This is a genomic window from Streptomyces sp. NPDC042364, assembly GCF_056437585.1.
On record NZ_JBWKAJ010000012.1, the window covers coordinates 62088 to 76388 of the forward strand.

At 72.5% G+C, this 14301-nt stretch carries 1 protein-coding gene (cut by a window edge); it reads left to right on the forward strand.

The annotated features are described in order from the left end of the window. Positions 1 to 14301, forward strand: the 5' portion of a protein-coding gene (locus tag AC067N_RS23890; RefSeq protein ID WP_478680914.1) for an SDR family NAD(P)-dependent oxidoreductase. The gene runs 13803 nt beyond the window's last position; the window shows 14301 of its 28104 coding nt (coding positions 1–14301); its start codon is at positions 1 to 3; the stop codon falls past the right edge of the window.

Genomic DNA, 14301 nt, shown 5'->3' on the forward strand with positions numbered 1-14301 from the left:
GTGCTGAGCAACGACAACGACATCGCCGTCATCGGCATGGCGTGCAGGTTCCCCGGAGCTGACGACTACCGCCAGTTCTGGGCCACCGTGGAGAGCGGTCGCTCGCACATCGGCGAGGTGCCGGGCGACCGTTGGGACTGGCGGGCGTACGCCGACACCGAGGGTCCGGGGACCAGCAGGTGGGGCGCCTTCCTCACGGACGTCGCGGGCTTCGACGCCGCGTTCTTCCGGGTGTCCCCGCTGGAGGCGGAGAGCATGGACCCGCAACAGCGGATCATGCTGCACCTCGTCTGGTCCTGCTTCGAGGACGCCGCCGTGCGCCCCGCCGAGCTGGCCGGCAGCGACGTCGGGGTCTTCATCGGCGCCTTCAACCTGGACTACAAGGGCCTGCAGGAGACGAAGGTGCGCGAGCCGGCCGCGCATCACGCCACGGGGACCGCGGGCGCCGTCATCGCCAACCGCGTGTCCCACTTCTTGGACTTCACCGGCCCCAGCGTGACCGTCGACACCGCGTCCTCCGCATCGCTGGACGCCGTGCACCTGGCCGTGCGGTCCCTGCGGCAGAAGGAGTGCGGCGTCGCGATCGCGGGCGGCATCAGCCTGGTGCTGACGCCCGAGCGGACCGTCTCATTCTCCAAGGTCGGTATGTTGTCCCCGACCGGCTCGTGCAAGACCTTCGACGCACGTGCCGACGGCTACGTGCGCGGCGAGGGCGGCGGCGTGGTGCTGCTCAAGCCGCTCGCGGACGCCGTCCGCGACGGCGACAGCATCCACGGTGTCATCAGGGGCAGCGCCGTCAGCCACGGCGGCCGGACCCGCAGTCTCACCTATCCCAGCGCGGAAGCGCAGGCCCGGGTCGTCTCGAAGGCGCTCGCCCAGGCGGACGTCGAGCCCCGGACCGTCAGTTACGTCGAAGCGCACGGCACCGGCACGCCGACCGGCGACCCGATCGAGGTCCGCGGCCTGGTGGAAGGGTTCCGCAAGGCCCGGGGCAACGACGCCGCCCCCGGACCGTACAACTACTGCGGGCTCGGCTCCGTCAAGCCCAACATCGGCCACCTCGAACCCGCCGCGGGCATCGCGGGCGTCATCAAAGCCCTGCTCGCGATGGAGCACCGCAAGATACCCGGCCTGCCGGACTTCACGAAGCTCAACCCCGCCATCACGCTCGACAGGACGCCCTTCTACATAGCCGACGCCACGCGGGAGTGGGAGGCGCCACGCTCGGAGACGGGCGAGCCGCTGCCGCGCCGCGCCGGGGTCAGCTCGTTCGGCTTCGGTGGTACGAACGCGCACGTGATCCTGGAGGAGGCGCCGACCGGCGAGCCGGTCACGCCGCGCGCCAGGCCCGCCTACCTGCTCTGCCTGTCCGCCAGGACCGACACGGCGTTACGGCGCCGGGTCGATGACCTGGCGGACTGGCTCGGGCGCGCGGACGCAGCCGCCGAGACCGCCGACGTCGACCTGACGGACCTCAGCGCGACGCTGCTGCTGGGACGGGAACACTTCAGCGTCCGGGCGGCCTTCGTCGTACGCGGCGTCGACGAACTGCGCGAGGCGCTGGACCGCTTCACGCGCGAGGGCCGCGCCGCCGACTGCTTCCACAACCTCGGCGCGGACAGGAGGGCGGACGCGCCGGCGACGGGGCTGGAACTCCCCGACTTCCGCCTCGGCGCCGAACTCCCCGCATCCGAGTACGCTCGTCACCTCTGCGACCTGGCCGAAGCCTTCGCCGCGGGCGCCGACCTCCGCGCGCGTGACCTCTTCGCCGGGATCCGTACCGAGAAACTCCGGCTGCCCACGTACCCGTTCGACGCACAGCGGTACTGGATCACGGCCGACCCCGCGCCCGAAGCCCCGGCCGAACAGCTCCCAGCGGCGCGGAGCGACCGGCCGGAGGCCGCGGACCTGGTCCTGGCCGACCTCCGCCGCATCGCCTCCAGCGTCCTCAAACTGCCGACGGACGGCATCCAGCCGGCCGACAAGCTCTCCGACCTGGGCTTCGACTCGGTCGGCAACACCCGGCTGGCCACCGAGCTGAGCGAGCACTACGGGATCGACCTCACGCCGTCGGACCTCTACACGCACTTCACCCTGGGCATGATCCGGGACCACCTGGTCCAGGACCACGGCGAGGCCGTCGCGCGGACGTACCAGACGCATGAGGCGCACGAGACGCGTGAGGGGGCCACCGGCCCGCTGCCCGTACGGCAGGGCAGCCTCCCCGTGACCCGGCCGGAGCCCGCCGCCGCACCGGCAGCTCCGGCCAGGGGCCCCGGCGGCGACGACATCGCCATCATCGGTCTGAGCGGACGCTTCCCGCAGGCGCGGACCGCCGATGACCTCTGGGACATCATCGCGGGCGGCCGGGACGTGGTCGGTCCCCTCCCCGTACAGCGGCGACGGGACTGGACCGGTGCGCCCGGCGACCACGCGCCCAAGGGCGGATGGCTGCCCGGCGCCGCCGAGTTCGACCCGTTGTTCTTCGAGATCGTCCCCAGCGAGGCCGAAGCCATGGACCCCCGGCAGCGACTGCTGCTCCAGGAGTCGTGGCGGGCCCTGGAGGACGCGGGCTACGGCGCGCGGGAACTGCGCGACAACACGATGGGCATGTTCGTCGGCGCCGAACAGGGCGACTACCAGCGGGTCGCCGGCAGCGACGAGACCCTCACCTCCTCCCACGACGGCATCCTGGCATCCCGCCTCGGCTACTTCCTGAACTTCTCCGGACCGGTCATCGCGATCAATACGGCGTGCTCCGCCGGACTGGCCGCCGTCCACCAGGCGTGCGCGAGCCTGCGCACCGGCGAGTGCGACACCGCCCTCGCCGCGGGCGTCAACATCCTCGCGACCTCCCAGTTCTTCCGGCACGCCGACCGCGCCGGGATGCTCTCCGACGACGGCGTCTGCCGCCCCTTCGACAAGCGGGCCAACGGCATGGTGGTCGGCGAGGCGGTCGCCGTCGTGGTGCTCAAGCCCCTGGCCAACGCGCTGGCGGACGGGGACAGGATCCACGCCGTCATCAAGGGAAGTGGCATCAACTACGACGGCCGCACCAACGGCATCACCGCGCCCAGCAGGTCGGCGCAGTCCTCGTTGATGCGCTCCGTGTACGAGCGGTTCGGCATCGATCCGGGCGAGATCGAGCACGTGGTGGCGCACGGCACCGGAACCCGGCTCGGCGACCCCATCGAGGTCAACGCCCTCGCAGACGCCTTCGCCCCGTACACCGACAAGAGGCAGTACTGCGCGCTGACTTCGGTCAAGAGCAACGTCGGGCACACCCTGGCCGCGTCCGGCGTGGTGAGCCTGATCGGCCTGGTGCAGTCGCTGCGGCACGAAACCCTGCCCGCGAGCCTGCACTGCGAGCAGGACAGCGACTACATCGATTGGGCGCACAGCCCCTTCTACGTCAACAAGGAGACCCGCCCCTGGAAGAGCCGGCCGGGCAAGAAGCGGCTGGGCGCGGTCAGTTCCTTCGGGATCAGTGGAACCAACGCCCACGTCGTCGTCGAGGGGTACGACGCGCCGCAGCCCGAGGAATCCGGTGAGCCCGCGCGGCTCCACCTCCTCGTGCTCTCGGCCAAGACCGCCGAGGCGCTGCACGCCAAGACCACCGACCTGCTGGTCTTCCTGGAGAACAAGGGCCGGGACGAGGCGGATCTCGCCCGGATCAGCGCCACGCTCCTGCTCGGCAGGCACCACTTCGCGCACCGTCACGCCCTGCTCGCGGCGACGCCCGAGGAGGCCGCGCGGCTGCTCCGCCAGGTGATCGAAGGGCAGGAGGCGCCCGACGCGTTCCGGGGCGTGCGCCCACGGGACTTCCTACCGCAGGCCGCGCTCGCCGAGTACGCCGGCCAGCTGGTCGAGCGCGCGGGCGGCCAGGTTGCCGACCTGGGCAAGCACCAGGACACCATGCGCGCGCTGGCCGACCTGTACCGGCAGGGTTACGACCTGGAGTGGGCGGGTCTGTTCGGCGGACGCGTGCCGCAGGTAACGTCCCTGCCCACGTATCCCTTCGCCCGCGAGGAGTACTGGATCGAGGGGCGCCACGAGCCCGGTGTGGCGCAGCCGCAGGGCGCGGGCCACGAGAGCGAGGACCTGGGGAACCAGGACCTGCACTTCTACGTGCCGCGCTGGGTGGCGACCGAACCCGTGGCGGGAGCGGGCTCCGGTGCGACCCTGCTCGTCCTCGACGACGAACCGGCGCGCGTCGCGCTCTTCCGCCGCCACCACGCGGGAACCGTGATCCAGGTGCGGTCCGGTGCGTCGTTCGCCGCGCACGCCGCGGACCACTACGTCGTCGACCGGCGCAGCCAGGCGGACTTCGACCGGCTGCTGAGCGCGGTGGGCCTGCCGGGGCGGACGCCGCTCGCCGTCGTCAACCTCTGGCCTCTGGCATCGGACGGCGCGGACCGCACCGTCGAGCTGGAGAGCCTGCTGCACTTCTTCCGGGCGGCACACCGCACCGGACTCGAACACGAACTCCAGCACCTGTCTGTCGTGCCCGACGGGCGGGGGCCGGCCGGAGCGGCGGCGCAGTCGCTCTCGGGGTTTGCGCGCGCCATGACCCCGGTCAACCACCTGATCCGGATGAACACCCTCGAGTTCGGCGGGGAACCGGACGCGGAGTCCGTGGTATCCGGGGTGCTGGACGAACTCCGCGTCGGTGAGGGGACGTCCGCACGGGGACAGGAGGTCCGGCGGGCCGGCGGCCTGCGCTCGAAGCGGGTGCTGCGGCGGTGGACCGGCGGCGCGGACGCCCACTCGTCCGGGCTGCCGCTGAAGGAGAACGGCGTCTACCTCATCAGCGGCGGAGCGGGCGAACTCGGGGGCCACCTTGGCCAGTACCTCGCCGAGCAGTGCCGGGCGAGACTCGTCCTGCTCGGCCGCAGGGCACCCGACGCGGACCTGCGGGAGCGGATCGTGGCGCTGGAGGCGGCCGGCGCGCAGGTCGAGTACCTGCGCTGCGACGTCGCCGACCGCGACGCCGCGCGCGCCGCCATCGACGCCGCCCGGGCGCGGTTCGGCCGGCTGGACGGGGTCTTCCACAGCGCGGGCGTCATGGGCGGCAGCGACGTGATCACCGCGCCGAAGGCAGACTTCGACGGGGTCCTGGCGCCCAAAGTGCACGGCACCGTCCACCTGGACGAGCTGACGCGTGACGAGTCGCTGGACTTCTTCGTGCTGTTCTCGTCGATCGCCGCCCACCTCGGCGACTTCGGGCAGGGCAGCTACGCCGCCGCCAACCGCTTCCTCGACGCCTACGCCCACCACCGCGAGGTGCTGCGGGCCGAGGGCGAGCGCAGCGGCCGGACCATCTCGGTCGACTGGCCCTACTGGGACGAGGGCGGAATGCTCGGGGACATCGAACAGGACGCCACGTCGAAGGCCCTCTACTTCGATCACTCCGGCCTGCGCGGCCTGGGGACGTCCGAGGGCATCGGGGCGCTGATGACGATCCTGGCTTCGGACGAGACGCAGATCGTGGTGGCCAAGGGCGAGCGGGACAAGATAGAGCGGGTCCTGCGCGTCGCCGAACGCGAGCAGGCGGACGCCGCCGTCCGGCGCGAGCCCGAGCCGGTGCGGCCCGCCGCAGAACCGGCCGCCGGGACCTCCGGTTCGACCGGGGAGGCAGGGGCGGCTGCCCTCGAGCTGTTCAACGGGGCCGTCGACTACATCAAGGGCAAGATCTCCCAGGTCTTCAAGATCAAGCCGGAGCGCGTCGACGCCGCCGCCGAACTCGGCGAGTACGGCATCGAATCGATCCAGATCCTGGAGCTTCTGCGGCTGCTGGGCAAGGACTTCGACTCCATACCGGGCACGCTGTTCTTCGAATACCGCACCATCCGCGACCTGGCCCGGTACTTCGTGCGCGAACACGCGGAGCGGATGGCGGCACTGCTCGGCACCGGCCGGGACGCCGCCGCGCCCGCGACCGCCGCGGCCACGACCCTCCCGGCGGCCACCGCGGGGCGGGCCCGGGTGACCGCGCGAGTCGAGGCGCCGAGCGACACCGGGCAGGTGCGCGACGGCGGCTCGGGACGCTCCCGCGACGTGGCCGTCATCGGGATCAGCGGCCGCTACCCGCACGCCGCCGACCTGGACCGGTTATGGGACGTGCTGCGCAAGGGCGAGGACTGCGTCGAGGAGATACCGCCGCACCGGTGGGACAAGGACGCGTACTACGACCCCGAGGCCAAGCCCGGCAGGACCACCAGCAAGTGGGGCGGCTTCATCGACGGGGTCGAGAACTTCGACACCATGTTCTTCGGCATCCCGCCCAAGCGGGCAGCCGCCATGGACCCGCAGTCCCGGCTCGTCCTCCAGGCGGCCTGGGCCGCCATGGAGGACGCCGGGTACACCCGGCAGGGCCTCAACCCCGACGGCACCGCCAAGGTCGGCGTGTACCTGGGCATGACCTGGAACGAGTACCAGCTCTACAGCGGCCAGGACGTGTCCGACCGCGCGGAGGCCGCCAACCTCGTCTCGTACTTCCTCGACCTCCACGGCCCGAGCCTCACCCTCGACACGGCCTGCGCGTCCTCGCTGTACGCGGTCGCCATGGCGTGCGAGAGCATCAGGAGCGGCGAAACGGCGATGGCCTTCGCGGCGGGTGTGAACCTGTCGCTGCACCCGAACAAGTATGTGGCGCTCAGCCAGCTGAACTTCCTCGCCTCCGACGGGCGCTGCCGCTCGTTCGGCGAGGGCGGCACCGGTTACGTCCCCGGGGAGGGCGTGGGCTGCCTCCTGCTCAAGTCCCTGGACCGGGCCGTCGCGGACGGCGACCACGTGCACGCCGTGATCCGGGGCGTGGCGACGCGACACGGCGGCAGGACCAACGGCACCACCGTGCCCAACCCGGCGGCGCAGGCCGACCTGATGGTCGCCACGTTGCGGGACGCGGGGATCTCCGCGGACGACATCAGCTACGTCGAGGCCCACGGGACCGGTACGTCGCTGGGCGACCCCATCGAAATCGCCGGTCTGACCCGGGCGTTCCGCGAGGACACCGACAGGACGGGGTTCTGCTCGATCGGCTCGGTCAAGTCGAACATCGGTCACCTGGAGGCCGCGGCGGGTATCGCGGGTATCACCAAGGTGGTCCTGCAGATGCGGCACGGCATGCTCGCACCCTCGCTGCACGCGCGGCAGCTGAACCCCCACATCGACTTCGCGGACTCGCCGGTGCGCGTGCAGCAGGAGCTGGAGCCGTGGCGGCGGCCCACGAGGACCGTCGCGGGAGTGACCACGCAGGTGCCCCGCATCGCGGCCGTCTCGTCGTTCGGCGCCCATGGAGCCATCGCCGGCGTGGTGATCGAGGAGTACGCGGATCACGACGACCGGCCGGTGCCCGACGCGGCTCCCGAACTGGTGGTGCTGTCGGCGAAGAACGCCGAGCGCCTGCGGGAGAAGGCGCGTGAGCTGCTGCGCTGGCTCCCGGAAGGGGGCCTGAGCACCCGGCTCGCAGACATCGCGTACACGCTGCAGACCGGCAGGGAGGCCATGGAGGAGCGGCTGGCCCTGCTGGTGGCGAGCCGGGCCGAATTGCTCGACAAGCTGCGAGCTTTCCTCGACGGAACCGAGGACGTCGACGGCGTGCGCCGCGGCCGGACGCAGCGCACCCGCGAAGCGGTCGCGGAGTTCGCGGCCGACGAGCAGCGGCAGCGTACGGTGCGGCACTGGCTGGAGCGCGGCGACCACGGGGAACTGATGGACATCTGGACCGACGGCTTCGACGTGGACTGGGAGCACCTCGCGCGCGCCGTGGCGCCGCGGCGCGTCCCCCTGCCCACGTACCCCTTCGCGGCCGAGCGCCACTGGGTCACCGCCCCGCACGCGGCGGGAGCCGTCTCTGGGGCGAGCGGCGCGCCGTCGCACCCGCTGGTGCACGCCAACACCTCGACGCTGGAGGCCCAGCGGTTCGACTCGGTGTTCTCCGGTGACGAGTTCTTCCTGCGGGACCACGTCGTCAGGGGCGACCGCGTGCTGCCGGGCGTGGCGTACCTGGAGATGGCACGGGCCGCGGTGACGGCTTCCGTCGAGAGCCGTCCCAACGGGCTGAGGCTGCGCAACGTGGTGTGGGCGCGCCCCGCCAAGGCCGGCGAGCGGCCCGTCCGGGTCCGCACGGAGCTGTACGCCGCCGAGGACGACGAGATCGCGTTCGAGGTCTCCAGCCTCCCGGACGCGGCCGGTGAAGAGGCGGTGCCCGTGGTGCACAGCCAGGGCGTGGCGTCGCTCGTCGAGCCGGAGCCCGTCGGCCCGGTCGACCTGACGGGCGTGCGGGCCGCGTGCCAGGGCCCGCGGCTCGACGCGGCCGGCTGCTACCGGGCGTACGAGCGCTTCGGCCTGGCGTACGGGCCCGCGCACCGTGGCGTCGAGAGCGTGTGGACCGGGGACGGCCAGGTGCTCGCCCGGCTTCGGCTGCCCGCCGAAGTACGCGGCTCGCTCGACGCGTTCGTGCTGCACCCGAGCCTGCTGGACTCGGCGCTCCAGGCCGCGATCGGTCTGGACGCGCAGGACGCGGCCCGCATCCCGTTCGCGCTGGACGAGCTGCGGGTCTTCGGACCGTGCCACGAGGTGATGTGGGCCTGGGTGCGCCGCAGCGCCGACGACAGGCCGGGGAGCCGGGTGCACAAGCTCGACATCGACCTGTGCGACGAATCGGGCGCCGTGGCCTGCCGGTTCACGGGGTTCTCCGCCAGGCCGTACGAGACCGGTGACACGGCCGCGCGGCCGTCCCGCCCGGAGTCGCCCGGCAGGGCCGCCCCCGAGCCGCGGGACGCCGCACCGGCCGATGCGGCCGTGAGCGGGGACGGGCTCGACGAGCGGGCCTCCCAGTACCTCATCGGGCTGCTGGCGTCGGAGCTGGGCCTGGCCGCGGACCGGATCGACGCCGACGACGCGTTCGAGGTGTACGGCATGGACTCCGTCATGACGATGGCCCTGACCACCAGGCTCGAGCAGGTCTTCGGGTCGCTGCCCAAGACGCTGTTCTTCGAGTACCAGAGCATCCGCGCCCTGACGGAGTACTTCCTCCAGGCCCACGAGGTCGACCTGGGGAAGCTGGTCGGTGCGGACGCGCCGACGGCGGCGAGCGCCCCGTCCCACGCGGGCACCGAATCGGACGCCGACACCGATGCCGGCGCCGGGCACGCCGACCACGAGGGCGCCGCCGGTGCCCCCGCCTCGGCCGCCCGTTCGGTCGCGGCGTCCCGGCGGCGCTTTGCCCAGGTGACCCGGCGCGTGGAGCGGCCCCGCCCCGAGGCCGCCGTGGGCTCCGTCGACGTCGCGATCATCGGCCTGGCGGGGCGCTACCCGCAGGCGCGGAACGTACGGGAGTTCTGGCGGAACCTGGCCGAGGGCAGGGACTCCGTCACCGAGGTTCCGCGCGACAGGTGGGACCACGGCCAGTTCTTCGACCCGGACGTCAACGCCGGCGACAGGACGTACTCGAAGTGGGGCGGCTTCCTGGACGGGGCCGACCGCTTCGACCCGCTGTTCTTCAACATCTCTCCGCGCGAGGCGGAGTACATGGACCCGCAGGAGCGGCTGTTCCTGGAGTGCGTCCAGGAGACTTTCGAGGACGCCGGGTACACCCGCGCCGCGCTCGGCCGCGACCGCGCCGATGGCGGCCCCGGCGGCCACGTCGGCGTGTTCGTCGGGGTGATGTACGAGGAGTACCAGCTGTACGCGGCGCAGGAGCAGGCCAGGGGCCGCAACCTCACGCTGGCGGGCAGCGCCTCGTCGATCGCCAACCGCGTCTCGTACTTCTTCGACCTGCACGGGCCGAGCATGGCCGTCGACACGATGTGCTCCTCGTCGCTCACGGCGATCCAGCTGGCGTGCCAGAGCCTGCTGACGCGCGGCTGCGAGCTGGCCGTCGCGGGCGGGGTCAACCTCTCCGTGCACCCCAACAAGTACCTGATGCTCGCGGGCGGCAAGTACCTGTCGAGCAAGGGGCAGTGCGAGAGCTTCGGCCAGGGCGGTGACGGCTACGTTCCCGGCGAGGGCATCGGCGCCGTCCTGCTGAAGCCGCTGGCGAAGGCGGAGGCGGACGGCGACACGATCTACGGCGTGATCCGGGGCGTGGCCGTCAACCACGGCGGCAGGACGAACGGCTACTCCGTCCCCAACCCCCGTGCGCAGTACGACGTCATCGGCCGGGCACTGCGGGACGCGGGCGTCGACGCGCGGTCGGTGAGCTACGTCGAGGCGCACGGCACCGGTACCTCGCTCGGCGACCCGATCGAGATCGCCGGGCTCACGCGGGCGTTCCGGGAGCACACCCAGGACAGCCAGTTCTGCGCGATCGGTTCGGTGAAGAGCAACATCGGCCACGCGGAGAGCGCCGCGGGCATCTCAGGGCTCACCAAGGTGCTGCTCCAGATGAAGCACGGGCAGTTGGTGCCCTCGCTCCACTCCGAGGTGCTGAACCCGCACATCGACTTCGCGAACAGCCCCTTCTTCGTGCAGCAGGGGCTGACCGAGTGGCAGCGCCCGCTGTCGGCGGACGGCACGGAACTGCCGCGCATCGCCGGGGTCTCCTCCTTCGGCGCCGGCGGCTCCAACGCCCATCTGATCGTGGAGGAGTACGTCCCCGATCCGGCGCGTCGTCGCCCGCGGGAGGGCTCCGAGGTCGTCGTGCTCTCCGCGCGGACCCCGGACGCCCTGCGGGAGCGGGCCGAGCAGTTGGTCGAGTGGCTGGCCGACGAGGACGGCGCCGGGGCCTCGCTCGCGGACGTCGCGCACACCCTGCGGACAGGCCGGGACGCGTTCGAGGAGCGCCTCGGTCTCGTGGCGGACACCACCGCGGACCTCGCCGACAAGCTGACGCGCCACCTCGCCGACGAGGACGTTCCCGGTCTGCACCGGGGCACGGTCAAGCGGCGCCAGGACGACGCGCTCCAGCTCTTGGCCGCGGACGACGACATGGCCCGCACGCTGGGCGCGTGGGTGGAGAAGGGCAAGTTCGACCAACTGCTCAAGCTGTGGGTGACGGGCGTGGCCGTCGACTGGGGCAGGCTCCCCCAGCGGGGCGCGGCGCGCCGCATCCCGATGCCGGCCTACCCCTTTCAGCGCGAGCGCTACTGGCCCGCCACGAGTGAGGAGACCGAGCCTTCGGCGCGGGCGACGGCCCGGCTCCACCCGCTGGTGCACACGAACACCTCCAGCCTGACCGGCCAGCGGTTCGCTTCGGTGTTCACCGGGGACGAGTTCTTCCTGGCCGACCACCGGGTGCACGGCGAGCGTGTGCTCTCCGCCGCCGCCTGCCTCGAACTGGTGCGGGCCGCCGTCGAGGCGTCGCTGGACGAGCCGCACGGAGCGCTGGTCATCGCCGATGTCGTATGGGCGCGGCCGGTGACCGTCGGCGAGGGGCACCGGGGCATCGAGGTACGCCTGCTGCCCAGGGGAGCGGACGAGATCGGCTACGAGATCGTCGGCCTGCGCTCAGGCGACGACCCGGTGGTCCACGGCGAGGGCGTGGTGCGTCTGCCGCAGGAGCCCGCCACGGGCACCGAGCTGGACATCGAGCGCCTGCGCGCGCAGTGCGCGAGCTCCACGGTCGACGCCGACCAGGTGTACGAATGGTTCCTGGCGCAGGGCATCGCGTACGGGCCCGGGCACCGGGGCGTCGAGCGCCTGTGGATCGGCGAAGGCCAGGCCGTGGCCCGGCTGACGCTGCCGGATGCCGTCGGCGCGACCCTGGCGAGCTACGGGCTGCACCCCGCCCTGCTGGACTCCGCGCTCCAGGCGTGCGTCGGACTGGTGCCGGGCGACGGGGCGCGGCGCGAGCTGCTGCTGCCGTTCGCCGTGGACGAGGTGCGGGTGCTCGGCGCGTGCACCGCGTCGATGTGGGCCTGGGTGCGCGGCGCCGCCGACGCGCAGGCGTCCGCCGGCGCTTCGGTGCGCCGCATCGACATCGACATCTGCGACGACGCGGGCACGGTGTGCGTCCGGCTCAGGGGCGTCTCGCTGCGGGCGCTGCCCGCCGAGCAGCCCACGGGTGAGCTGCTCGCCTCGCCGCTCTGGGTCGCCCATGACCGGACGCGGGACGCGGGCGAGGTGGAGGGCGCGCCCGTCGCGCTGGCCCTGCTCATCGCTCTGCCCGAGGTCGCACAGGCGCTGCGGGCGCGCGGGACCGGGCGGGTCGTGCTCCTGGACTCTCCGGCGACGAGCCTCGACGGGCGGTACTCCGACTACGCGCGGCAGGTCTTCTCGCGGCTCAGGGAACTGCTCGGCGAGCGGACGCACTACGCATGTCGCGTCCAGCTCGTCGTCCCGGCCGACGCGGACGCCTGGCTGTGGACGGGCCTGGCGGGCATCCTCAAGACGGCTCAGCTGGAGAACCCCCGTGTCTCGGGCCAGTTGGTCATGGTCGACCCGCAGGACGGGCCGGAGCGTGCCGCTTCCCAGGTGGACGCCGACCGGGCCGTGCCCCAGGACGCGGTGGTCCGGTACCGGGCCGGTGTGCGTGAGGTGCTGCGGTGGCGCGAGTTCGAGGGCGCGCCCGAGCCGCGGCTGCCGTGGAAGGACGGCGGCGTCTACCTGATCACCGGCGGTGCCGGCGGGCTGGGCGCGCTGTTCGCGCGGGAGATCGCCTCGAAGGCGGACCGGCCCCGGCTGGTGCTGACCGGCCGCGCCGCGCCGGACGAGCGCAAGGACCGACTCCTGGAGCGGCTGCGGCTGCTGGGCGCGCAGGCGGAGTACCGGCAGGCCGACGTCGGCGTCGCCGAGGACGTCGCCGAACTCGTGGACTGGACGCGCCGGACCTACGGCGGGGTGGATGGCATCCTGCACTCCGCCGGGGTGCTCAGGGACGGTTTCATCCTGAAGAAGACGGTCGACGACTTCTCCGCCGTCCTCGCCCCCAAGGTCTCGGGGCTGGTGCACCTGGACGCCGCGACCCGGGACGCCGACCTGGACTTCCTCGTCCTCTTCTCGTCCTTCACCGGTGCGTTCGGCAACGTGGGACAGGCCGACTACGCGGCAGCGAACGCGTTCATGGACGCCTTCGCGGCGTACCGGAACGGGCTCGTGGCACAGGGCGAGCGCCGGGGCCGTACGGTGTCGGTCAACTGGCCGCTGTGGGCCGACGGCGGGATGCACGTCGACGCGGGCGTCGAACAGTGGCTGCGGGCGCAGTTCGGCCTGGTACCGCTGCGCGAGGAGACCGGGGTGCGGGCCCTGTACCGGGCGCTGGCCGCACCGGACGACCAGGTCCTCGTCATCGAAGGCGACCGGCCCCGGATGAGGCAGACCCTGCTGGCCGCGGCCGAGCCCGAGGCCACGACCGCACCGCGGCGTACCGAGGACCGTCGCCCGGCGCAGTCGGGGCAGTCGCCGCCGTCGACGCCGGACGCGGGGCAGGAGGCTGAACAGGGGGAGGGCGCGCGGACGCCTGAGACGGCCCAGGCCCTGGCGGGCCGGGCCGAGGCGTACTTCAAGAAGCAGCTGTCGTCGGTGATCAACCTGCCCCCGGCCAAGATCGACTCGGAGGCGACGCTCGACGACTACGGCGTCGACTCCGTCATGACGATGGACATGACGCGGGCCCTCGAGGAGGTCTTCGGGTCGCTGTCGAAGACCCTGTTCTTCGAGTACCGCACCATTGAGGCGCTCGCCGCGCACTTCCTCGAAGCCCACCCGGAGCGCATGCGCGACCTGTTATCCGTCGGCGAGAGCGGTGCCGGTGCCGGGCAAGCGGTGCGCCCCGCCACGGTGAGCGCCGCCGAGCGGCAGCGCGCGTGGCGCGTCTCCTTGCCCGTCTCCGCCACGCTTCCCGCACGGGCCGCCGCCCCGGAGGCCGTTGCCACGGGGCGGACGGACATAGCGATCATCGGTCTGGCGGGCCGCTACCCGCAGGCGCGCGACATGGTGGAGTTCTGGGAGAACCTCGCGGCGGGCCGGGACAGCGTCACCGAGATTCCGGAGTCCCGCTGGGACCACGGCCAGTTCTTCGACCCGCGCAAGGACTCCGTCGGCAAGTCGTACAGCAGGTGGGGCGGGTTCCTTGACGGTGCCTACGAGTTCGACCCGCTGTTCTTCAACATCTCGCCACGCGAGGCGGAGAACATGGACCCGCAGGAGCGACTGTTCCTCCAGTGCGTCCACGACACCCTGGAGGACGCCGGGTACACACGGGGCGGCCCGAAGAGCCGGACCGGCAACGTGCTGGACGGGCGGGTCGGAGTGTTCGTCGGCGTGATGTACGAGGAGTACCAGCTCTACGGCGCCCAGAACCAGCTGCTGGGCGGCGCGGCGGCGGTGGCGGGCAGCTCGGCCTCCATCGCCAATCGG